This is a genomic window from Streptomyces sp. 11-1-2, from assembly GCF_003595545.1.
In the GTDB taxonomy this organism is placed as follows: Bacteria; Actinomycetota; Actinomycetes; order Streptomycetales; family Streptomycetaceae; genus Streptomyces; species Streptomyces hygroscopicus_B.
In genome coordinates this window covers 4,406,424-4,431,402 of record NZ_CP022545.1, presented here as the reverse complement: position 1 = coordinate 4,431,402, position 24,979 = coordinate 4,406,424, and the positions used below count along the sequence as shown (strand labels likewise).

At 74.1% G+C, this 24,979-nt stretch carries 1 protein-coding gene and 11 pseudogenes; all 12 read left to right on the top strand.

What is annotated here, in order from left to right:
* Positions 1–21 precede the first annotated feature (21 nt).
* Positions 22–17,271: a type I polyketide synthase gene (locus CGL27_RS18465; protein ID WP_240450549.1), complete on the top strand. Its 17,250-nt coding sequence runs from the start codon at positions 22–24 to the stop codon at positions 17,269–17,271.
* Positions 17,190–18,017, top strand: a pseudogene (locus CGL27_RS52090) (acyltransferase domain-containing protein); the annotation flags it as partial. The gene CGL27_RS18465 and the pseudogene CGL27_RS52090, both read left to right, overlap by 82 nt.
* A gap of 186 nt (positions 18,018–18,203) precedes the next feature.
* A pseudogene (locus tag CGL27_RS53535) lies at positions 18,204–18,299 on the top strand (hypothetical protein); the annotation flags it as partial.
* 24 nt (positions 18,300–18,323) lie between these two features.
* Positions 18,324–19,514, top strand: a pseudogene (locus CGL27_RS53530) (beta-ketoacyl reductase); the annotation flags it as partial.
* A gap of 66 nt (positions 19,515–19,580) precedes the next feature.
* A pseudogene (locus tag CGL27_RS53525) lies at positions 19,581–20,051 on the top strand (beta-ketoacyl reductase); the annotation flags it as partial.
* A pseudogene (locus tag CGL27_RS53520) lies at positions 20,031–20,882 on the top strand (type I polyketide synthase); the annotation flags it as partial. The pseudogenes CGL27_RS53525 and CGL27_RS53520, both read left to right, overlap by 21 nt.
* 30 nt (positions 20,883–20,912) lie before the next feature.
* Positions 20,913–21,257: pseudogene (locus CGL27_RS53515) on the top strand (polyketide synthase); the annotation flags it as partial.
* Positions 21,258–21,263: 6 nt separating this feature from the next.
* Positions 21,264–21,611: pseudogene (locus CGL27_RS53510) on the top strand (ketoacyl-synthetase C-terminal extension domain-containing protein); the annotation flags it as partial.
* 210 nt (positions 21,612–21,821) lie between these two features.
* Positions 21,822–22,667, top strand: a pseudogene (locus CGL27_RS53505) (acyltransferase domain-containing protein); the annotation flags it as partial.
* Positions 22,668–22,889: 222 nt separating this feature from the next.
* A pseudogene (locus tag CGL27_RS53500) lies at positions 22,890–23,111 on the top strand (hypothetical protein); the annotation flags it as partial.
* Positions 23,103–23,663, top strand: a pseudogene (locus tag CGL27_RS53495) (polyketide synthase dehydratase domain-containing protein); the annotation flags it as partial. The pseudogenes CGL27_RS53500 and CGL27_RS53495, both read left to right, overlap by 9 nt.
* Positions 23,655–24,950, top strand: a pseudogene (locus CGL27_RS53490) (beta-ketoacyl reductase); the annotation flags it as partial. The pseudogenes CGL27_RS53495 and CGL27_RS53490, both read left to right, overlap by 9 nt.
* Between the last annotated feature and the right edge of the window lie 29 nt (positions 24,951–24,979).

The following is a 24,979-nucleotide window of genomic DNA, read 5'->3' as shown; positions in this document are numbered from 1 at the left end:
GGCCCAAGCACGGAGTACACGATGACAACCCCCAACGAAAAGCTCGTTGACGCGCTGCGGGCCTCGCTGAAGGAAACCGAGCGGCTGCGGAAGCAGAACCAGCAGCTCACCGACGCGTCCCGGGAACCGATCGCGATCGTCGGCATGAGCTGCCGGTTCCCCGGCGGCGTCGGCAGCCCCGAGGAGCTGTGGCGGCTCGTCGTGGACGGCCAGGACGCCATCTCCGGCTTCCCCACCGACCGCGGCTGGGACATCGAGTCGCTGTACGACCCGGACCCGGAGCGCGAGGGCACGTTCTACGCCCGCGGGGGCGGCTTCCTGTACGACGCGAGCCGGTTCGACCCGGGCTTCTTCGGGATCTCGCCGCGTGAGGCGCTCGCGATGGACCCGCAGCAGCGGCTGCTGCTGGAGACGTCCTGGGAGGCGTTCGAGCGGGCCGGGATCGACCCGGACACGATGCGGGGCTCGCGCACCGGCGTGTTCGTCGGCGCGTCCACGCAGGCGTACGGGGCGGGGGAGTACGACCTCCCGGAGGGTGTCGAGGGCCATCTGCTCACCGGCACCGCCTCCAGCGTCGCGTCCGGGCGGCTCTCGTACGCCTTCGGCCTGGAGGGTCCGGCGGCCACCATCGACACCGCCTGCTCGTCCTCCTCGGTCGCGCTGCACCTGGCGGTCCAGGCGCTGCGGCAGAGCGAGTGCTCGCTCGCGCTGGCGGCGGGCGCGACCGTGCTGTCCTCCCCGGATGTGTTCGTGGAGTTCAGCCGTCAGCGCGGACTCTCCGCCGACGGCCGCTGCAAGTCCTTCGCCGCCTCGGCGGACGGCACCGGCTGGTCCGAGGGTGTCGCGGTGCTGCTGGTCGAGCGGCTGTCCGACGCGCGGCGCAACGGGCACCCGGTGCTCGCGGTGGTGCGCGGCAGCGCGGTGAACCAGGACGGCGCGTCCAACGGCCTGACCGCGCCGAACGGCCCCTCGCAGCGGCGCGTCATCCGGCAGGCCCTGGAGAACGCCCGCCTCACCCCCGCCGACGTGGACGCGGTGGAGGCCCATGGCACGGGCACCACGCTGGGCGACCCCATCGAGGCACAGGCCCTCCTGTCCACCTACGGCAAGGAACGGCCGGACGGGCGCCCGCTGTGGCTCGGCTCGCTGAAGTCGAACATCGGCCACACGCAGAACGTCGCCGGTATCGGCGGCGTCATGAAGATGGTCATGGCGATGCGGCACGGGGTGCTGCCGCAGACGCTGCACGTGGACGAGCCCACCCCGCACGTCGACTGGTCGGCGGGAGAGGTGTCCCTGCTGACCGAGGCGCGGCCGTGGCCCGAGACCGGCCGGCCGCGCCGGGCGGGCGTCTCGTCCTTCGGTGTGAGCGGGACCAACGTCCACACCATCATCGAGCAGGCGCCGGAGGCCGAAGCGGCGGAGGCTGCTTCGGCTCCCGTGGCGGCTCCGGCTGTGGTGCCGTGGGTGCTCTCGGGGCGGGGTGTGGCCGCGCTGCGGGACCAGGCCGAGCGGCTGGTCGCGCATGTGGAGGCGCGTGGCGAGCTGCGGCCGGTGGATGTGGGGTTCTCGCTGGCGACCGGGCGGTCCGCCTTTGAACACCGTGCGGTGGTGGTGGCCGAGGACCGGGACGGGCTGCTGGCTGGTCTGGGTGCGCTGGCCGAGGGCCGTGGCGCGCCGGGTGTGGTCGAGGGTTCGGTGGCCGGTGGCAAGGTGGCGTTCCTGTTCACGGGGCAGGGCAGCCAGCGGCTGGGGATGGGGCGTGAGCTGTATGACGCCTATCCGGTGTTCGCCGAGGCGCTGGATGCGGTATGTGCGGAGCTGGACGCGCATCTGGAGCGGCCGCTGCGGGATGTGTTGTTCGGGGATGACGCGGAGGCGCTGGATCGGACGGGGTTCACTCAGCCCGCTTTGTTCGCGGTTGAGGTGGCGCTGTTCCGTCTCGTTGAGGCGTGGGGTCTGAAGCCGGACTTCCTGTCGGGTCACTCGATCGGTGAACTGGCTGCCGCGCATGTGGCGGGTGTGCTGTCGCTGGCGGACGCGGCGAAGCTGGTGGCGGCGCGTGGCCGTCTGATGCAGGAGCTGCCTGCCGGTGGCGCGATGATCGCCGTCCAGGCGGCCGAGGACGAGGTCACGCCGCTGCTGACCGAGCGGGTGTCGATCGCCGCGCTCAACGGGCCCACCTCCGTCGTTATCGCGGGTGATGAGGATGCGGCTGTCGCGATTGCGGCGGGCTTTGAGGCGCAGGGTCGTAAGACCAAGCGGCTCACGGTCAGCCACGCCTTCCACTCGCCGCGTATGGACGGCATGTTGGACGCGTTCCGGCAGGTGGCGCAGGGGCTGACGTACGAGGCCCCGCGTATCCCGATCGTCTCCAACCTCACCGGTTCCGTCATCTCCGCCGAGGAGATCACGACCGCCGACTTCTGGGTGCGCCACGTCCGCGAGGCCGTCCGCTTCCTCGATGGCATACGGACGCTCGAGGCGCAGAACGTCTCCACCTTCGTCGAGCTGGGCCCCGACGGTGTCCTCACCGCCATGGCCCAGGACTGCGCGACCGGCGAGGACGCCGCGTTCATCTCCGCGCTGCGCAAGGACCGTCCCGAGGCCGAGGCGCTCACCACGGCCATCGCGCGGGCCCACGCCCGTGGCGTGGCGCCGGACTGGGCCGCGTACTTCGCCGGGACCGGCGCGGTTCGCGTCGACCTGCCGACGTACGCCTTCCAGCATGAGCGGTTCTGGCTGGAGCCGGGTGCGGCGTCCGTGGGTGATGTGGCCTCTGTCGGGCTGGAGTTGGCCGGACACCCACTGCTGGGTGCGGCGGTGCCGCTGGCGGAGTCCGATGGACTCGTCTTCACGGGACGACTTGGCCTCGACACCCATCCGTGGCTGGCCGATCACACGGTCCGGGATGCGGTGGTGGTCCCGGGCCCGGCGTTCGTGGAGCTTGCCGTCCGGGCCGGTGACCAGGTCGGTTGCGACCTGCTCGACGAGCTGACCCTGCACACCCCGCTGGTGCTGCCCGCCCGCGGTGGCGTCCGGCTGCAGGTCACCGCCGGTGCGCCGGACGACGCCGGGCGTCGCTCGTTCACCGTCTCCTCCCGTCCGGAGGACGCCGCCGCCGACACGGCGTGGGTGCGGAACGCGAGCGGTGTGCTCGCCTCCGGCGCCCCCAGCCCGTCGTTCGACCTGGCCGAGTGGCCGCCGACCGCCGCCGAGGCGATCGAGCCCGACGCGCTCTACGCCCGGCTGGCCGAGGCCGGGTTGCGGCACGGCCCGGGATTCCAGGGGCTCACAGCCGCCTGGCGGCGCGGGGACGAACTCTTCGCCGAGGTCCGGCTGGACGACGACGTCAAGCCCGGCGCCGGAGAGTTCGCCGTACACCCGGCGCTGCTGGACGCCGCCCTGCACGCCCTCCACGGCCGCGAGGGCGCCCAACTGACCGATGTCTGGCAGGGCGTCCGGCTGTACGCGGCGGGCGCGTCCGCGCTGCGCGTACGGATCGCGCCCGCCGGAGCCGACACCGTGACCCTGGCGCTCGCCGACGCCACGGGCGAGCCGGTCGCCGCCGTTGACGGTCTGCGCTGCCGTGCGCTCCCCGACGACCTCACCGGCGACGGGGACGTGGCGCGGCAGAGCCTGTTCCGGCTCGACTGGGTGGCCCCGCAGACCACCTCCGCCGGTCCGGATGCCGCCGCCCGCCGTATCGTCCTGGGCGAGGACCCGTTCGGGCTGGTCCCGGCCGGAGTGGCCGCCGCCTCCGCCCCCGATCTGGCCGCGCTGGGCGCGTCCGTCGAGGCGGGCGACACCGCCGCCCCGGAGCTGGTCCTCGCGTCCTTCGCGCCCGCACCCGGCGGCCCGGACGAGGACGTGGCCGAGGCCGCGCACCGGGAGGCGCGGCGCGCGCTGACCCTGGTGCAGGGCTGGCTGGCCGATGAGCGGTTCGCCGACGCGCGCCTGGTGGTCGTCACCCGGGGCGCGATGGCCGCCGACGCCGAGGAGGGCGTCACCGACCTGGTGCACGCGCCCCTGTGGGGTCTGGTGCGCTCCGCCGAGACCGAGAACCCCGGCCGCTTCGTCCTCGTAGACGTAGACGTAGACGAGGCTGCCGAGGCCGCCGGGAAGGCTGAAGCCGCCGGGACTGCCGAGGCCGCTGGGTCCGGCGGGGCCGCTGGGGCCGCTGGCGCCGCCGAGGTCGCCGACACCTTCGCCGACACGCTCTCCGACGCCCTGGCCACCGGCGAGCCTGAACTCGCCCTGCGCGCGGGCCGGGCCCTCGCGCCCCGACTGGCCCGCGCCACTGCCCCGGGCCTGGCCCCGGGCTCGGGTTCGAGTTCGGCCCTGGGCTCGACCTCGGGCTCGGGCTCGGGTTCGGCCCTGGCCCCGGCCTCGGCCCCGGACAGCGACTCCGACGCCACCCCGGCGTTCGATGCCGACGGCACCGTGCTCATCACCGGCGGCACCGGCGCCCTGGGCCGGCTGCTCGCCCGCCACCTGGTCGCCGAGCACGGCGTACGCCACCTCCTGCTGACCAGCCGCCGTGGCGCGGACGCCGACGGCGCCCCCGAGCTGGCCGCCGAACTCCGTGAGCGCGGCGCCGAGGTCACCCTCGCCGCCTGCGATGCCGCGGACCGCGACGCCCTCGCCGCGACCCTGGCCGCCGTCCCGGCCGAGCATCCGCTGACGGCCGTCGTGCACACCGCCGGTGTGCTGGACGACGGCACGGCCGCCGCCCTGACGCCCGAGCAGTTGGAGCGGGTGCTGCGTCCGAAGGTGGACGCGGCCTGGAACCTGCACGAGCTGACCCGCGACCTCGACCTGTCCGCGTTCGTGCTGTTCTCCGCGATCGCGGGCACGCTGGGCGGCGCGGGCCAGGCCAACTACGCCGCGGCCAACGTCTTCCTCGACGCGCTCGCCGCCCACCGCCACGCGGCGGGCCTGCCCGCCACCTCGCTGGTGTGGGGCCTGTGGGCCCAGTCCGGCGGTATCACCGGCGAGCTGACCGAGACCGATCTGCTGCGGCTGGCCCGCAGCGGCATGGGCGCCCTCACCGACGACGAGGGCATGGCGCTCTTCGACGCCGCCCGCCGCACCGGCCGGACCCTGCTGATCCCGGCCCGGCTCGACCTCGCGGCGCTGCGTTCCGCCGCCGGATCCGGCCCGGTCCCGGCGCTGCTGCGCGGGCTGATCCGCACGACCGGCCGGCGCACCGCCGCGGGCGCGCTCGCCGCCGGTTCGTCGCTGGCCCAGCGGCTGCGCGCGCTCTCCCCGAACGAGCGCCGCCGGACGCTGCTCGACCTCGTCCGCGGCCATGTGGCCACGGCTCTCGGCCACGCCTCCGCCGACGCCATCGAGGCCCGCCGCGCCTTCAAGGAGCTGGGCTTCGACTCGCTCACCGCCGTCGAACTGCGTAACCGGCTCTCCGCAGCCACCGGGCTCAAGCTGCCCACCACGATCGTCTTCGACCACCCGAACCCCACCGTCCTCGCCGACCATCTGCGCGCCGAACTCCTCGGCCCGGACGACGACGGGGCCGAGGCCGAGGCCGAGCAGGCGGACCCGGCACTCGCCGCCACCGCCGCCTCCCTCGCGGACGACCCGATCGCCATCGTCGCGATGGGCTGCCGCTACCCCGGCGACGTCCGCTCGCCCGAGGACCTGTGGCAGCTCGTGGCCACCGGCTCCGACGCCATCACCGGATTCCCCGTCAACCGCAACTGGGAGAGCCAGTGGGCGGCGGACGGCGACGAGGCCGACGCGGCCCCGTCCGACTACGCCCGCGCCGGTGGCTTCCTGCACGACGCGGACCTCTTCGACGCCTCGTTCTTCGGCATCTCGCCGCGTGAGGCCCTGGCCATGGACCCGCAGCAGCGGCTGCTGCTGGAGACGTCCTGGGAGGTGTTCGAGCGCGCCGGGATCGACCCGGACTCGCTCCGTGGCCGCTCCGTCGGCGTGTTCGTGGGCGCGGCCTACAGCGGCTACGACGCGGGCCTGGAGCAGGCCGGCGCGGAGGTCGCGGGCCATGTGATGACGGGCAACGCGGGCAGCGTCATGTCCGGCCGTATCGCCTACGCCCTCGGACTTGAGGGCCCGGCGGTCACCGTCGACACGGCGTGTTCGTCGTCGCTGGTGGCGCTGCACTGGGCGATCCAGGCGCTGCGCCAGGGCGAGTGCACGATGGCGCTCGCGGGCGGTGTCACCGTGATGACGACGCCCGGCCACTTCACCGAGTTCGGCCGCCAGGGCGGCCTGGCCGCCGACGGCCGCTGCAAGGCGTTCGCGGCCGGTGCGGACGGCACCGGCTGGGGCGAGGGCGTCGGCATGCTGCTCGTGGAGCGGCTGTCCGACGCGCGGCGCCACGGCCACCAGGTGCTGGCCGTCGTGCGCGGCTCGGCAGTCAACCAGGACGGTGCGAGCAACGGCCTGACGGCGCCGAACGGCCCGTCCCAGCAGCGCGTCATCCGCAAGGCGCTGACCAGCGCCGGGCTGACCAGCGGCGATGTGGACGCCGTCGAGGCGCACGGCACGGGAACCACGCTGGGCGACCCGATCGAGGCACAGGCGCTGCTGGCCACCTACGGCCAGGAGCGCGACGCGGAGCGGCCGTTGTGGCTGGGCTCCATCAAGTCCAACATCGGCCACTCCCAGGCGGCGGCCGGTGTCGCGGGCATCATCAAGATGGTGATGGCGATGCGGCACGGTGTGCTGCCGCAGACGCTGCACGTGGACGAGCCGTCGCCGCATGTCGACTGGACGGCCGGTGACATCGCGCTGCTGACGCAGGCGCGGGAGTGGCCGGAGACCGGCCGCGCGCGCCGCGCCGCGGTGTCCTCGTTCGGCATCAGCGGCACCAACGCCCACACCATCATCGAGCAGGCCCCGGCCGGCACGGCCGAACCGGTGGAGGAGGAGCCCGAGCGAGGCGGCTCCGACGTGCTGCCGTACGCGCTCTCCGCCAAGGGCACCGACGCTCTGCGGGCCCAGGCCGAGCGGCTCTACGCCCATCTGACCGCGCACCCCGACCTCGCACCGGCCGACGTCGCCCACACCCTGGTCACCGGCCGCGCCGCGCTCGACCACCGCGCGGTGCTGGTCGCGGACGGCAGGGACGATCTGCTGCGCGGCCTCGACGCGCTGGCGCGGGGGGAGTCCGCGCCGGGGCTGGTCGAGGGCGTGGTTGCCGAGGGTGAGCTGGCGTTCCTGTTCACGGGGCAGGGGAGCCAGCGGCTGGGGATGGGGCGTGAGCTCTACCAGGCGTATCCGGTGTTCGCGGAGGCGCTGGACGCGGTCTGCGATGAGCTGGACGCGCATCTCGAACGGCCGTTGAAGACAGTGCTGTTCGGCGAGGACGCCGAGGCGCTGGATCAGACCGGTTTCACCCAGCCTGCGCTGTTCGCGGTCGAGGTGGCGTTGTTCCGGCTGGTGGACGCGTGGGGGCTGCGGCCCGACTATCTGTCGGGGCATTCGATTGGTGAGTTGGCTGCGGCGCATGTGGCGGGTGTGTTGTCGCTGGCGGATGCGGCGAAGTTGGTGGCGGCGCGTGGCCGTCTGATGCAGGAGCTTCCGGCCGGTGGCGCGATGATCGCGGTGCAGGCGTCGGAGGACGAGGTGCTGCCGCTGCTCACCGAGCGGGTGTCGATCGCCGCGCTCAACGGGCCGACGTCGGTGGTCATCGCGGGTGATGAGGACGCGGCTGTCGCGATTGCGGCGGGCTTCGAGGCCCAGGGTCGGAAGACCAAGCGCCTCACCGTCAGCCACGCCTTCCACTCGCCCCGCATGGACGGCATGTTGGACGCGTTCCGCGAGGTCGCGGAGGGCCTGTCGTACGAGGCCCCGCGCATCCCGATCGTCTCCAACCTCACCGGGACCGTCGCCTCCACCGAGGAGGTCACGGCCCCCGACTTCTGGGTGCGCCACGTCCGCGAAGCCGTCCGCTTCCTCGATGGTGTGCGGACGTTGGAAGCCCAAGGCGTCACCACCTTCGTGGAGTTGGGTCCCGAGGGCGTCCTGACCGCGATGGCGCAGGAGTGTGTGACCGGTGGCGGCGCCGCGTTCGTCTCCGTGCTGCGCAAGGACCGTCCCGAGGCCGAGGCGCTGACCACGGCCGTCGCCCGCGCGTATGTGCGGGGCGTGGCGCCGGACTGGGCCGCGTACTTCGCCGGGACCGGTGCCCACCGCGTCGACCTGCCGACCTACGCCTTCCAGCACCGCCGCTACTGGCCCGAGGAGCCGGTGGCGAGCCTGGCCGCCGCGGGTGTCGACGGCTGGCGGTACCAGGTGGCGTGGAAGCCGCTGTCGCTGGGCTCCGCGGCCCGGCTGTCCGGGGTGTGGCTCGTCGCCGCCCCCGCCGACGATGCCGCCGCCGACGCGTGGACGGACGGTGTCGTCCGGACGCTGACCGAGCGGGGCGCCGAGGTGCGGCGGCTCGACCTGGCCGCCGAGGACCGCGCGGGCATCGCCGAGCGGCTGCGCACGGCGGCCGACGGCGGCGCCGTGGCCGGTGTGCTCTCGCTGCTGGCCACCGGGGACGCCGACGCCCTGCTGCCCACGGCCGCCCTCGTGCAGGCCATGGGTGACGCCGCGATCGACGCGCGGCTGTGGTGTGCCACCCGGGGCGCGGTCTCGACGGGGCGTCAGGGCGAGCTGGTGGACCCGGCCCGCGCCCAGGTGTGGGGCCTTGGCCGAGTGGCGGCCCTGGAGCTGCCCGACCGCTGGGGCGGTCTCATCGACCTCCCCGAGACCCTGACCGACCGGGTGCTGTCGCGGCTCGCGGTGGTGCTCGCCGGGGCCGGGGACGAGGACCAGATCGCCGTCCGCGCCTCCGGGGTGTTCGGCCGCCGGCTGGCGCGGGCGACCGCACGGCAGGTGGCGGAGGCCGAGGGCTGGAGCGCCCGCGGCACGGTGCTGGTGACGGGCGGTACGGGCGCGCTGGGCGGCCAGGTGGCCCGTTGGCTGATCGACAAGGGCGCCGAACACGTGGTGCTCACGAGCCGCCGTGGCCTCGACGCCCCGGGCGCGGACGGGCTGCGCGATGAACTCGCCGCCTCCGGCGCCCGGATCACCGTCGCCGCCTGCGATGTGGCCGACCGGGAGGCCCTGGCCGGGCTGCTGGCCGACCTCCCCGCCGAGCTGCCGCTGACGGCCGTGGTGCACGCGGCCGGGGTGCTGGACGACGGCATTCTGGAGTCGCTGACCCCCGAGCGCTTCGCCTCCGTGCTGCGTGCGAAGGCCGACGCCGCGCTCGCCCTGGACGAGCTGACGCGCGATCTTGACCTGTCCGCGTTCGTGCTGTTCTCCTCGACCAGCGGCACCGTGGGCGCCGCGGGCCAGGCCAACTACGCCGCCGCGAACGCCTTCCTGGACGCGCTCGCCCAGCGGCGGCGCGCCGAGGGCCTGCCCGCCACCTCGATCGCCTGGGGCCCGTGGGCCGCGGGCGGCATGGCCGCCGACGAGGCGCTGGAGCAGCGGATGCGCCGCGCCGGGATGCCGCCCATGGACGCCGATCTCGCGATCGACGCCCTGCAGCGCGCCCTCGACCTGGGCGACGCGGCCGTGACCGTGGCGGATGTCGACTGGGACCGGTTCGCCCCGGGCTTCACCGCAGGCCGACCCAGCCCCCTGCTGGCCGACCTGCCCGAGGTGCGCCAGGCCGCCACGCGCGCCGCCGCCACCGCTACCGGCGAGGCCGCGCCCGTCGAGACGGCCTCCGCGCTCGCGCGGCGGCTCCTCGGCCTGCCCGAGGCGGAGCGCCACCGGGCGCTGCTGGATCTCGTACGGACCCATGTGGCGGAGGTCCTCGGCCACGCCGATGTGTCCGACATCAGCGCCGAACGGGCCTTCCGTGAGATCGGCTTCGACTCCCTCACCGCCGTCGAACTGCGCAACGGCCTCAACGCCGCCACCGATCTGCGGCTCCCCGCCACCCTCATCTACGACTACCCGACGCCGCTCGCCCTCGCCGACCACCTCTTCGCCGAACTGCTCGGCGGGCAGGTGGCGGTCACGGGCGGAGTGTCGCCGGTGGCGGGCGCGGCTGCCGACGACGATCCGATCGCGATCGTCGCGATGAGCTGCCGCTTCCCGGGCGGTGTCCGCACCCCCGAGGAGCTGTGGCATCTGCTGGTGTCCGGCACGGACGCCATCGTGGACATGCCCGCCGACCGCGGCTGGGACCTGCGGACGCTCTACAACCCGGACCCGGACGTCGAGGGCACCTCGTACGCCCGCGAGGGCGGCTTCCTGCGCGACGCCGCCGACTTCGACCCGGCGTTCTTCGGCATCTCGCCGCGCGAGGCCCTTGCCATGGACCCGCAGCAGCGGCTGCTGCTGGAGACCTCCTGGGAGGCGTTCGAGCGGGCCGGGATCGACCCCGCGTCCCTGCGCGGCTCCACCGCCGGTGTCTTCGTCGGCACCAACGGCCAGGACTATCTGTCCCTGCTGCTGAGCGACTCGCAGGGCCTCGAAGGCCATATGGGCACGGGCAACGCGGCCAGCGTGATCTCGGGCCGGCTCGCCTACACCTTCGGCCTCGAAGGCCCGGCGGTCACCATCGACACCGCCTGCTCCTCCTCGCTGGTCGCCCTCCACTCGGCCATCCAGGCGCTGCGCGGCGGTGAGTGCTCGATCGCGCTCGCGGGCGGTGTGACCGTGATGTCGACGCCCGGTGTGTTCGTGGACTTCAGCCGTCAGCGCGGGCTCGCGGAGGACGGCCGGATCAAGGCGTTCGCGGCCGAGGCGGACGGCACCGGCTGGGGCGAGGGCGTCGGCATGCTGCTCGTCGAGCGGCTGTCGGACGCCCGCCGCAACGGCCACCCGGTGCTCGCGCTCGTACGCGGCACGGCCGTCAACCAGGACGGTGCGTCCAATGGTCTGACGGCGCCGAACGGGCCGTCGCAGCAGCGCGTCATCCGCCAGGCGCTCGCCGGTGCCGGTCTGGCCCCGTCCGAGGTGGACGCGGTCGAGGCGCACGGCACCGGCACCCGGCTGGGCGACCCGATCGAGGCGCAGGCGCTGCTCGCCACGTACGGCCAGGACCGGGCGGAGGGGCAGCCGCTGCTGCTCGGCTCCATCAAGTCCAACATCGGGCACACGCAGGCCGCGGCCGGTGTCGCCGGTGTGATGAAGATGGTCCTCGCCATGCGGCACGGGGTGCTCCCGCGCACACTGCACGTGGACGAGCCCACCCCGCATGTCGACTGGTCGGCGGGCGACATCAGCCTGCTGACGGAGCAGGTGGCATGGCCGGAGACCGGCCATCCGCGGCGCGCGGGCATCTCCTCCTTCGGCTTCAGCGGCACCAACGCCCACGCCGTCGTGGAAGAGGCCCCGGCGGCTGACGTTGTTGAGGCCGCTGAGCACGCCGACGCGGGCGGAACGGCCCTGCCGGTGCTGCTCTCGGCCCGGACGGCGGAGGGGCTGCGCGAGCAGGCACAGCAGCTCCACGGCCACCTGACCGAGCGGACCGAGCTACGGAGCGCCGACCTCGGCTACGCGCTCGCTGTGGGCCGCTCGGCCTTCGAGGAGCGCGCGGCGCTGATCGCCGAGGACCGGGACGGGCTGCTGTCCGGACTGGAGGCGCTCGCCGAGGGACGTACGGCGGCCGGGCTCGTTCAGGGTTCGGTGGCCGGTGGCCGGGTGGCGTTCCTGTTCACGGGGCAGGGCAGCCAGCGGCTCGGCATGGGCCGTGAGCTGTACTACGCGTACCCGGCCTTCGCGGAGGCGCTGGACGCGGTCTGCGATGAGTTGGACGCGCATCTTGAACGGCCTTTGAAGACGGTGTTGTTCGGGGATGACGCGGAGGCGCTGGATCGGACGGGGTTCACTCAGCCTGCGTTGTTCGCGGTTGAGGTGGCGTTGTTCCGGTTGGTGGAGGGGTGGGGTCTGCGTGCGGACTTCCTGTCGGGGCATTCGATTGGTGAGTTGGCCGCCGCGCATGTGGCGGGTGTGTTGTCGCTGGCGGATGCGTGCCGGTTGGTTGCTGCGCGTGGCCGGTTGATGCAGGAGCTTCCGGCGGGTGGCGCGATGATTGCCATCCAGGCGTCTGAGGACGAGGTCACGCCGCTGCTCAGCGAGCGGGTGTCGATTGCCGCGCTCAATGGGCCCACCTCGGTCGTCATCGCGGGTGATGAGGACGCGGCGCTGGAGATTGCGGCGTCGTTCGAGGCACAGGGTCGGAAGACCAAGCGGCTCACGGTCAGCCATGCGTTCCACTCGCCGCGTATGGACGGGATGCTGGAGGCGTTCCGTGAGGTGGCCGAGGGGCTGACGTACGAGGCTCCCCGGATCCCGATCGTGTCCAACCTGACCGGGACCGTCGTCTCCGCCGAGGAGATCGCGACCCCCGGCTTCTGGGTGCGCCACGTCCGCGAGGCCGTCCGCTTCCTGGACGGCATCCGCACCCTCGAAGCGCGCAACGTCACCACGTTCATCGAGCTGGGCCCCGACGGGGTCCTGACCGCGATGGCTCAGGAGTGTGTGACCGACTCCGCGTCGGACGCCGCGTTCGTCTCCGTGCTGCGCAAGGACCGTCCCGAGGCCGAGGCGCTGACCACGGCCGTGGCACGGGCGCATGTGCGCGGTGTGGCGGTGGACTGGGCGGCCTTCTACGCCGGGACGGGCGCCACCCGACTGGCGCCGGACGAGCTGGCCGAGCTGCCCACGTACGCCTTCCAGCGGCAGCGCTACTGGCCGAAGGTCTCCTCGCTGTTCCTGGGCGATGTGGCCGCGGTCGGGCTGGGCGAGGCCGAGCATCCGCTGCTCGGTGCCAGCGCCGAACTGCCCGGCGCGGACGGGATGTTGTTCACCGGGCGGCTGGCGCTGTCCACGCACCCGTGGCTGGCCGATCACACGATCATGGACACCGTGCTGCTGCCGGGCACCGCGTTCGTGGAGCTGGCGGTCCGGGCCGGTGACCAGGTCGGCTGCGAGGTGCTGGAGGAGCTGACCCTCGAGGCGCCGCTGGTCCTGACCGAGGACGGTGGCGTCCAACTGCGGCTGTGGGTCGGCGCGGCCGATGACACCGGCCGCCGCCCGCTGGAGCTGCACTCCCGGGCCGAGCACCTGTCGGCCGAGGAGCCGTGGACCCGGCATGCGTCCGGTGTCCTGGCGTCCGGTGGCCGTCCGGAGGCGTCGTTCGAGCTGACCGCATGGCCCCCGGCGGACGCCGCCGAGGTGGCGGTCGGCGACCGTTACGCCGAGCTGCGGGACGTCGGTTTCGCGTACGGCCCCGCCTTCCAGGGGTTGCGCAAGGCATGGCGGCGCGGTGGCGAGGTGTTCGCCGAGGTGGTGCTGGACGAGGGCACGGCCGAGGAGGCCGCCGCGTTCGGGCTGCACCCGGCGCTGCTGGACGCCGCACTGCACGCGCTCGGCCTGGCCGGGCTCGGCGGCACCGAGACCGAGGGGCGGCTGCCGTTCGCCTGGACCGGGGTGTCGCTGTACGCGAGCGGCGCGGCCACGCTGCGAGTGCGGATGGCCGCCGTGGGCGGCGACGGCGTCCGGCTGGAGATCGCGGACGCCGCGGGCACGCCGGTCGCGGCCGTGGATTCGCTGGTGCTGCGCCCGGTCTCGGCCGAGCAACTGCAGAGCGCGCGGACGGCCTACCACGAGTCGCTGTACCGCGTGGAGTGGACGACGGCCGGGCTGGTGGACGCCGCCGGGGCGGACGTTGCGACCGACGGCCGATGGGCGGCGCTGGGCACGGACACCCTGGGCCTCGCCACATACCCGGACCTGGCCGCGCTGAGCGAGGCCGTCGATTCCGGAACGGCGCTGCCGGAGTACGTCGTGGTGGACCTGGCACCCGAAGCCCGTGTAGACGCAGCACTTGAAGGCCCGGGTGCGGCAAATCAAGCCCGTCCGGCGATTGAGGACACGCCCGAAGGGCGTACGGACGTGGCATCTGAGGGCCCGGGTGCGGCATCTCCAGCCCGTCCGGCGATTGAGGACCGGGGCCTTGGGGCAAAGCCCCAAGTTTCGGGAAGGGGCGGGGTGGGGGAAAGCCCCTCGCCCGCCACCACGGCGCACCAGGTCACCACCCAGGTGCTGGGCCTGCTGCAGCAGTGGCTGTCCGACGACCGCTTCATGGACTCACGTCTGGTCCTGCTGACCTCGGGGACCGTGGCCACCGAGGCCGGTGAGCCGGTGACGGATCCGGCGGGCGCCGCCGTCCGCGGTCTGGTGCGTTCGGCACAGTCCGAGAACCCGGACAGGCTCCTCCTGATCGACCTCGACGGCCACGACGACTCGCAGACCGCGCAGACCGCGCAGACCGCGCAGACCGCGCTGCCCGCGCTGCCCGCGCTGTCCGCGGCGCTCGCGAGCGGCGGGGCCGAGGTCGCGGTGCGGCAGGGCGTCGTCAAGACGCCACGCCTGGCCCGTGCGGCGTCGGCGGCCGACAGCGAGACCCCGGAGTGGAACCCGGACGGCACGGTGCTGGTCACCGGCGCGTCCGGTTCGCTGGGCGGCCTGTTCGCCCGCCACCTGGTGGCGGAGCGTGGCGTACGGCAGCTCCTGCTGGTGAGCCGTCGTGGCGAGCAGGCCCCGGGCGCGGCCGAACTCGGCGCCGAGCTGGCCGAGTTGGGTGCGAGCGTGCGCTGGGCGGCGTGTGATGTGGCGGACCGGGACGCGCTCGCCGCGACCCTCGCCGCCATTCCCGCCGAGCATCCGCTCACGGCGGTCGTCCACACGGCCGGTGTGCTGGACGACGGTGTGATCGGCTCGCTCACCCCCGAGCGCGTCGACCACGTCATGCGCCCGAAGGCGGACGCCGCCTGGAACCTGCACGAGCTGACCCGCGACCAGGACCTCTCGGCGTTCGTGCTGTTCTCCTCGGCCGCCGGTGTGTTCGGCGGCCCCGGCCAGGGCAACTACGCGGCGGCCAACGTCTTCCTGGACGCCCTCGCCCAGCACCGCGCCGCCCAGGGCCTGCCCGCCACCGCGCTGGCGTGGGGCCTGTGGGCCGGTGGCGGCATGGGAGACACCCTGGACGAGGCCGACATCACCCGGATGCGGCGGGCCGGAGTGCCCCCGCTGCCGGTGGCGGAGGGACTGCGGCTCTTCGACGCCGCGCTGACCGTCGACGAGGCGTCGCTGGTGCCGATGCGCCTGGACCTCGCGGCGCTGCGCAACCAGCCCGCGATCTCGCCGCTGCTGCGCGGCCTGGTGCGGGTCCCGGCGCGGCGCGCGGTGGACGCGGTCGCGGCGGGCGGCGAGACCGGTCTTGCCGGGCGGCTCGCCGGGCTGAGCACGGCGGACCAGGAGCGGCTGCTGCTGGACCTGGTCCGGGCGCAGGTGGCGACCGTACTCGGCTACGCGGGTGCGGAGACCATCGGTTCCGGGCGGGCGTTCAAGGATCTGGGCTTCGACTCGCTGACCGCTGTCGAGCTGCGCAATCAGCTCAACTCGGTCACCGGGCTGCGGCTGCCCGCGACGCTCATCTTCGACTATCCGGACCCGCAGGTCCTGGCCCGCCACCTGCGGACCGAGCTGGTGGGCGAGGAGTCGGCGGAGGTGCACACCCCGGTCCCGGTGACGGCCGTCACCGAGGACGAGCCGATCGCCATCGTCGGGATGAGCTGCCGCTACCCGGGCGGGGTCACCACCCCCGAGGAGCTGTGGCGGCTCGTCATCGGCGCCACCGACGCCATCTCCGACTTCCCCGTCGACCGTGGCTGGGACCTCGACGCGCTCTACAGCGACGACCCCGACCAGGTGGGCACCAGCTACACCCGCGAGGGCGGCTTCCTGCACGACGCCGCCGACTTCGACCCCGACTTCTTCGGGATCAACCCGCGCGAGGCCATGGCGATGGATCCGCAGCAGCGGCTGCTGCTGGAGACGTCGTGGGAGGCGTTCGAGCGCGCGGGCATCGACCCGGCGGCCGTACGCGGCAGCAAGACCGGTGTCTTCGCGGGCGTCATGTACCACGACTATCTGACCCGGCTGACCGCCGTCCCCGAGGGGCTCGAGGGCTACCTCGGCACGGGCGGCGCGGGCTCCATCGCCTCGGGCCGGGTGGCGTACACCTTCGGCCTGGAGGGCCCGGCGGTCACCATCGACACGGCGTGCTCGTCGTCGCTGGTGGCACTGCACCTGGCCGCGCAGGCACTGCGCAACGGCGAGTGCTCGCTGGCGCTGGCCGGTGGTGTGACCGTCATGGCCACCCCGGACACGTTCATCGACTTCAGTCGCCAGCAGGGCCTGTCCACCGACGGCCGCTGCAAGTCCTTCGCGGCGTCGGCGGACGGCACCGGCTGGGCCGAGGGCGCGGGCATGCTGCTCGTCGAGCGGCTGTCGGACGCGCGGCGCAACGGACACCAGGTCCTGGCGATCGTGCGGGGCTCGGCCATCAACCAGGACGGTGCGTCCAACGGTCTGACGGCGCCCAACGGCCCGTCCCAGCAGCGCGTCATCCGCGACGCGCTGACCAGCGCCCGGCTCACCACCGCCGATGTCGACGTGGTGGAGGCGCACGGCACGGGCACGACGCTGGGCGACCCGATCGAGGCCCAGGCCCTGCTCGCCACCTACGGCCGCAGCCGGCCGGAGGGACAGCCGCTGTGGCTGGGCTCGCTGAAGTCCAACATCGGCCACACCCAGGCCGCCGCGGGTGTCGCGGGCATCATCAAGATGATCATGGCGATGCGGCACGGCGTGCTCCCGCAGACGCTGCACATCGACGAGCCCACGCCGCATGTGGACTGGTCGGCGGGCGACCTCGAGCTGCTGACCGAGGCCCGGCCGTGGCCGGAGCTCGGCCGGCCGCGCCGGGCGGCCATCTCGTCGTTCGGTGTGAGCGGCACGAACGCGCACACGATCATCGAGCAGCCCCCGGCCCCGAGGAGATCCCCGCGACCCGTCCGGTGGCGGAGCTGCCGACGGTGCCCTGGGTGCTCTCGGGCAAGTCCGAGGCCGCCCTGCGCGGCCAGGCCGAACGGCTCCTCGCCCACCTCGGCACCCACCCCGACCTGCACACCACGGACGTCGGCCACGCGCTGGCGACGGGCCGGGCGGCGCTGGAGCGCCGCGCGGTCGTCGTCGGCGAGGACCGGGACGGGCTGCTGTCCGGCCTGGAGGCGCTGGCGCGCGGCGAGTCGGCCGCGGGGCTGGTCCAGGGGACGGTGGCCGAGGGCGGCAAGGTGGCGTTCCTGTTCACGGGGCAGGGGAGCCAGCGGCTTGGGATGGGGCGTGAGCTGTACGACGCCTATCCGGTGTTCGCGGAGGCGCTGGACGCCGTCTGCGATGAGCTGGACGCGCATCTCGAACGGCCTCTGAAGACGGTGCTGTTCGGGGCCGATGCCGAGGCGCTGGACCGGACGGGGTTCACTCAGCCCGCTTTGTTCGCGGTTGAGGTGGCGTTGTTCCGGTTGGTGGAGGCGTGGGGGCTGCGGCCCGACTTCCTCTCCGGGCATTCGATTGGTGAGTTGGCCGCCGCGCATGTGGCGGGTGTGTTGTCGCTGGCGGATGCGGCGAAGTTGGTGGCGGCTCGTGGCCGTTTGATGCAGGAGCTTCCGGCGGGTGGCGCGATGATCGCGGTGCAGGCGTCGGAGGACGAGGTGCTGCCGCTGCTCACCGACCGTGTGTCGACGGCCGCGCTCAACGGTCCGACCTCCGTGGTCATCGCGGGTGATGAGGACGCGGCGCTTGAGATTGCCGCGTCGTTCGAGGCGCAGGGTCGTAAGACCAAGCGGCTCACGGTCAGCCATGCGTTCCATTCCCCGCGTATGGACGGGATGCTGGAGGCGTTCCGTGAGGTGGCCGAGGGGTTGACCTACGAGGCCCCGCGGATCCCGATCGTCTCCAACCTCACCGGTGGCGTCGTCTCCGCCGAGGAGATCACGGCCCCCGACTTCTGGGTGCGCCACGTCCGCGAGGCCGTCCGTTTCCTCGATGGCGTCCGGACGATGGAAGCCCAGGGCGTCACCACCTACGTCGAGTTGGGCCCCGACGGTGTCCTCACCGCCATGGCCCAGGAGTGCGTCTCCGGCGAGGACGCCGCCTTCGTCTCGGCGCTCCGCAAGGGACGTACCGAGCCGGGGGCGCTGACGGCGGCCCTCGCCGCGTTGCACACCCGGGGGCTGGCCCTGGACTGGTCGGCGTTCTTCGCCGGTACGGGAGCCCGCGCCATCGAGCTGCCGACCTACGCCTTCCAACGGCAGCGCTTCTGGGTGGAGAACCCGGAGGAGGTCCGCGAGGCCGTCGCGGCCATGGATTCCGTGGACGCGCGGTTCTGGGAGGCCGTCGAACGCGAGGACCTGGAGGCCCTGGCCGGGACGCTGCAGTCCGAGGACGCCGACGCGCTCTCCTCGCTGGGCGCCGTTCTGCCGATGCTGTCCTCGTGGCGGCGCCGCCAGGGCGAGCGGTCCACCGTGGACGCCTGGCGCTACCAGGTGACCTGGAAGCCGGTGGCCGCCCGCGCCGAGGGGGCGCTGACCGGCCGCTGGCTGGTCGTCACCACCACTGAAGAGGCGGACGGCGCGCTGGCCGAGGGTGTCGTACGGACGCTGTCCGCACGCGGCGCCGAGGTCCAGCGGGTCGAGCTGGCCGCCACGGACCGTACGGGCATGGCCGAGCGGCTGCGTGAGGCGGTCGCCGACGCCCCGGTGGCCGGGGTGTTCGCGCTCCCGGCCCTCGCCGAAAGCGCCGAAAGCGCCGAAAGCGCCGAAAGCGCTGAGGGCGCCGACGGGCTGGTCCGCACGGCCGCCCTGGCGCAGGCGCTGGGCGATCTGGACGTGGACGCGCCGCTGTGGGTCGCCACGCGCGGCGCGGTCTCGACCGGCTGGGCGGACGGGCCGGTGGACCCGTGGCAGGCGCGGGTCTGGGGCCTGGGCCGGGTCGCGGCCCTGGAGCTGGCCGAGCGGTGGGGCGGTCTCGTCGATCTGCCGGAGACGGTGGACGACCGGGCGCTGTCGCGGCTGGCGGGAGTGCTGGCCGCTGGCGCGGGCGAGGACCAGGTCGCGGTGCGCGCCTCCGGCGTCTTCGGCCGCCGGCTGACCCGGTCCGCCAACACCGGGCACGGCCGCGACTGGCGGCCGGGTGCGGGTTCGGTCCTGGTGACCGGCGGTACGGGCGCGCTGGGCGCGCATGTGGCCCGCTGGCTGATCGACAAGGGCGCCGAACACGTGGTGCTCACCAGCCGCCGTGGCCTCGACGCCCCCGGCGCGGCCGAGCTGCGGGACGAACTCGCCGCCTCGGGCGCCCGGGTGACCGTCGCGGCCTGCGACGCCGCCGACCGCGAGGCGCTGGCCGCGCTGGTGGCGGGGCTCCCGGCCGAACTGCCGCTGACGGCGGTGGTGCACGCGGCCGGGGTGCTGGACGACGGCGTTCTGGAGTCGCTGACCCCCGAGCGCTTCGCCTCCGTGCTGCGCGCCAAGGCCGAGGCCGCGGCCAATCTGCACGAGCTGACGCGGGACCTGGACCTGACGGCCTTCGTCCTGTTCTCCTCGTTCGCGGGCTCGATCGGCGCCGCCGGTCAGGCCAACTACGCCGCCGCGAACGCCTTCCTGGACGCGCTCGCCGAGCGCCGCCGGACCGAGGGCCTGCCCGCCACCTCGGTGGCCTGGGGCCCGTGGGCCGAGGGCGGGATGGCCGCGGACGACGCGCTGGAGCAGCGCATGCGCCGCGCCGGTGTGCCGCCGATGGCGGCGGACCTGGCCATCGCCGCGCTGCAGCGCGCGCTGGATCTGGACGAGACCGCGGTGACGGTCGCGGACATCGACTGGGAGCGGCTGGCCCCCGGCTTCACCGCCTCCCGGCCGAGCCCGCTGCTGCTGGAGCTGCCCGAGGTGCGTACCGCGCTGGAGGCCGAAAGCGGGCGGACGGCCCGTACGGCCGGTGGCGGCGCGGACGAGTCCTCGCTGGCCCAGCGGCTCGCGGGGGTCCCGGCGGCCGAGCGCGAGCGGATCCTGCTGGACCTGGTGCGCTCGGCCGTGGCCGATGTGCTGGGCCACTCCGACGCGGAGGCCGTGGAGGCGGACCGGGCGTTCCGGGATCTGGGCTTCGACTCGCTGACGGCCGTCGAGCTGCGCAACCGCATGAACACCGTGACCGGGCTGCGGCTGCCGCCCACGCTGGTGTACGACTACCCGTCGTCCTCGGCGCTCGCCGCCCACCTCCGTACGGAGATCCTGGGCGAGGAGAGCGCGGCCGAGGCAAGGGGCAGTGTGCCGTCCATGACGGTGGCCGTCGCCGACGATCCGATCGCGATCGTCGGGATGAGCTGCCGTTTCCCGGGCGGCGTGCGGTCGCCGGAGGAGCTGTGGCGGCTTCTGGTCTCCGGGCAGGACGCGGTGACGGGCTTCCCGGCCGACCGTGGCTGGGACCTGGAGGCGCTGTACGACCCGGACTCCGCCACCGAGAACACCAGCTATGTCCGCGAGGGCGGATTCCTGGCGGACGCCGGGGACTTCGACGCGGCGTTCTTCGGCATCTCGCCGCGTGAGGCGCTCGCGATGGATCCGCAGCAGCGGTTGCTGCTGGAGACGTCGTGGGAGGCGTTCGAGCGGGCCGGAATCGATCCGACGACGCTGCGTGGTCAGCAGGTCGGCGTGTTCGCGGGCACCAACGGCCAGGACTACATGTCGCTCGTCCTCCACTCGCCGGACGGCGGCGATGGGTTCATGGGGACGGGTAACGCGGCCAGTGTGATGTCGGGTCGGGTGTCGTATGCGCTGGGTCTTGAGGGCCCGGCGGTGACGGTGGATACCGCCTGCTCGTCCTCCTTGGTGGCGTTGCATTGGGCGATTCAGGCGTTGCGTGCGGGTGAGTGCTCGTTGGCGCTGGCCGGTGGTGTGACGGTGATGTCGACGCCGGGTTCGTTCGTGGACTTCAGTCGTCAGCGTGGGCTGGCGGAGGATGGTCGGATCAAGGCGTTCGCGGCCGGTGCGGATGGCACCGGTTGGGGCGAGGGCGTGGGCATGCTGCTCGTGGAGCGGTTGTCGGACGCCCAGCGCCACGGCCATGAGGTGCTGGCGGTCGTCCGCGGCTCCGCGATCAACCAGGACGGTGCGTCCAACGGTCTGACGGCGCCGAATGGTCCCTCGCAGCAGCGGGTGATCCGGCAGGCGCTGGCGGGTGCGGGGCTGTCCGCGTCCGAGGTGGACGCGGTCGAGGCCCACGGCACCGGTACGACGCTGGGTGACCCGATCGAGGCGCAGGCGCTGCTGGCCACCTACGGGCAGGAGCGGGACCCCGAGCGGCCCCTGCTGCTCGGCTCCATCAAGTCCAACATCGGGCACACGCAGGCCGCTGCCGGTGTCGCCGGAGTGATGAAGATGGTGCTGGCGCTGCGGCACGGTGTGCTGCCGCCGACCCTGCACGTGGACGAGCCGACCCCGCATGTCGACTGGTCCGCCGGGGAGCTGGAGCTGCTGACCGAGGCGCGGGAGTGGCCGGAGACCGGCCGTCCGCGCCGGGCGGCGGTGTCGGCGTTCGGCATCAGCGGCACCAACGCGCACACCTTGCTGGAGCAGGCCCCGGAGCCTGCGGAGAACCCCGTCGTCGCACCGGCGGTGGAGCTGCCGACGGCGCCGTGGGTGCTGTCGGCCAAGTCCCCGGCCGCCGTACGCGGCCAGGCCGAACGGCTCCTGGCCCACCTCGGCGGCGAGACCGCACCGGCCGCCACCGATGTGGCCTACTCGCTGGCCACGACCCGCGCCGCCCTGGACCACCGGGCCGTGCTCACCGCGGACAGCGGGGACGGGCTGCTGGCCGGTCTCGCGGCGCTGGCGCGGGGCGAGTCCGAGGTGCCGGGCCTGGTCGAGGGCTCGGTGGCCGGTGGCAAGGTGGCGTTCCTGTTCACCGGACAGGGCAGCCAGCGGCTCGGCATGGGCCGTGAGCTGTACGACACCTTCCCGGTGTTCGCGGACGCGCTGGACGAGGTGTGTGCCCACCTGGACGCGCATCTCGAACGACCGCTGCGGGATGTGCTGTTCGGCGAGGACGCGTCCGCGCTGGACCGGACCGGGTTCACTCAGCCCGCGCTGTTCGCGGTCGAGGTGGCGCTGTTCCGGCTGGTGGAGACCTGGGGGCTGAAGGCGGACTTCCTGTCGGGCCACTCCATCGGTGAGCTGGCCGCCGCCCATGTGGCGGGTGTCCTCTCGCTGGCGGACGCGGCGAAGCTGGTGGCGGCTCGTGGCCGTTTGATGCAGGAGCTTCCGGCGGGTGGCGCGATGATCGCCGTCCAGGCGGCCGAGGACGAGGTGGCGCCGCTGCTCACCGACCGCGTGAGCATCGCCGCGCTCAACGGTCCGACCTCCGTGGTCATCGCCGGTGACGAGGACGCGGCCGAGCGGATCGCGGCGGGCTTCGAGGCGCAGGGCCGTAAGACCAAGCGCCTCACGGTCAGCCACGCCTTCCACTCCCCGCGCATGGACGGCATGTTGGACGCGTTCCGCGAGGTCGCGGAGGGGCTGACCTACGAGGCCCCGCGCATCCCCATCGTCTCCAACCTGACGGGCGAGCTGGTCTCCGCCGAGGAGATCACCAGCCCCGGCTTCTGGGTGCGCCACGTCCGGGAGGCCGTGCGCTTCCTCGACGGTGTCCGCACCCTCGAAGCCCGGGGCGTGACCACCTTCGTGGAGCTGGGCCCCGACGGTGTCCTCACCGCCATGGCGCAGGACTGCCTGGCCGAGCCCGACGCGGCCGAGCTGCTGCCCGCGCTGCGCAAGGGCAGGCCGGAGGCCGAGGCGCTGACCGGCGCGCTGGCCCGGCTGTACGTCCGTGGCCCGGCCCCGGACTGGGAGGCGTTCTTCGCCGGTACGGGTGCGCGGAAGGTCGCGCTGCCGACGTACGCCTTCCAGCGCAGCCGCTACTGGGTCGACGCCCTGCTGAGCCTGGACGAGGTCGCCTCGGCGGGGCTCGGCTCGGCCGATCACCCGCTGCTGGGCGCGGCGGTGGAACTGCCCGACGCGGACGCGTATGTGTTCTCCGGGCGGCTGTCGCTCGCCTCGCACACGTGGCTGGCGGACCATACGGTCGCGGACACGGCCGTGCTGCCCGGCTCCGCGTTCGTGGAGCTGGCGGTGCGCGCCGGGGACCATGTGGGCTGTGGGCTGCTGGCGGAGCTGACCCTGGACGAGCCGCTGATCCTGCCGGAGCGCGGCGGGGTGCGGCTACGGGTGTCGGTCGGCGAGCCGGACGCCGACGGGCGTCGTCCGCTGGGCGTGTACGCGCGGGACGAGCGCGCGGAGGCGGACCGGCCGTGGACCCGGCACGCCGCCGGTGTGCTCGCCTCGGGCGAGGCCCTGGCGGGCGTGTCCTCGGCGGGCGTGGCTCCGGCGGGTGACGCCCTGGCGGGTGGCGGCGCCGAGGCGCTGTCCGTGTGGCCGCCCGCCGACGCGGAAGCGGTCGACACCGATGAGCTGTACGCGAGCATGGCGCGCGCCGGGCTGCTGCACGGCCCCGCGTTCCAGGGCCTGCGCCGCGTCTGGCGGCGTGGCGAGGAGCTGTTCGCGGAGGTCCGGGTCGCGGCGGAGCGGCAGCCCGAGGCCGCCCGCTTCGCCCTGCACCCGGCCCTGCTGGACGGTGCGCTGCAGCCGCTCGCGCTGGGCGCGGGCGGTGCCGCGGTGGCGCGCTCCTGGCGTGGGGTGAGCCTGTACGCGGTCGGTGCCGAGGCGCTGCGCGTACGGCTGGCGCTGACCGAGGACGGCGCGGTGTCGATGGTGGCGGCCGATGAGACGGGTGCGCTCGTCGCGTCGGTGGACGCACTGGAGACCGGGGCGCTGGAGGTGGACCGGATCGCCGGTGCGACCGCCTCCGACCGCCATGAGTCGCTGTTCCGTATCGACTGGGCGCCGGTGGCGGCACCTTCAAAGGTGTCCTCGCAGACGTCCTCGCAGGCGCCTTCGCAGGCGCCTTCGCAGGCCGCGTCGGCGGGCTTCGCCGTCATCGGCGGCGATGAGCTCAAGCTGAGCGTGGCCCTGGAGACGGCCGGGTTCCGCGCCACGGTCCACGACGACCTCGGCTCGCTGAACGCGGCGGTCGAGGCGGGCGAGGCCGCGCCGGACACCGTGCTGGTGCCGTTCCCGCCGGAGCCGGGCGCCACGGAGGGCGGCCTCGCCGCCGGTGCGCACACGGCCACCCACCGCGTCCTGGGCCTGCTCCAGGAGTGGCTGAACGGCGGCCGGCCCGGTTCGGCCCGGCTGGTCGTGGTCACGCGTGGCGCGGTCGCCGCCGCCGCCGACCCGGCGGTGGCGGACCTGGCGCACGCGCCGGTGTGGGGTCTGCTGCGCTCCGCGCAGACGGAGAACCCGGGCCAGTTCGTGCTGCTGGACGTGGACGGCGAGGTGTCCTACCCGGCGCTCGCGGCGGCGCTGGACTCGGGCGAGCCCGAGCTGGCGCTGCGCGCCGGGGCGGCGTACGCGCCGCGCCTGGCCAGGGTCGAGACGGCCCCGGCCGCCGAGACGTCGGAGCGGAAGGCCGTCGACCCGACCGGCAAGGCCACCGAGCCCACCGGCAAGGCCGTCGACCCGGACGGCACAGTGCTGATCACCGGCGCCACCGGCGGTCTGGGCAGGCTGTTCGCCCGCCATCTGGCCACCGCGCACGGCGCCCGCCATCTGCTGCTCACCAGCCGCAGCGGCCCCGCCGCCGACGGCATGGCCGAACTGGTGGCGGATCTCGCCGAGTTGGGCGCACAGGCCACCGTCGCCGCATGCGACGCGGCCGACCGGGAGGCGCTGGCCGGGCTGCTGGCCACGATTCCGGCCGAGCGTCCGCTGACGGCCGTGGTGCACACCGCGGGCGTCCTCGACGACGGTGTCATCGACATGCTGACGCCCGAGCGGGTGGACACGGCGCTGCGGCCCAAGGTCGACGCGGCGGTCAACCTGCACGAACTGACCCGCGAGCTGGACCTGTCCGCCTTCGTGCTCTTCTCGGCCGCGGCCGGCACGATGGGCGGCGCGGGCCAGGGCGGCTACGCGGCGGCGAACGTCTTCCTCGACGCCCTCGCCGGCCACCGCCGCGCCACCGGCCGTACCGC

Bases quoted from the DNA above. Each gene is read 5' to 3' on its own strand.
- CGL27_RS18465 (WP_240450549.1), top strand. From the start codon at position 22: ATGACAACCCCCAACGAAAAGCTCGTTGACGCGCTGCGGGCCTCGCTG.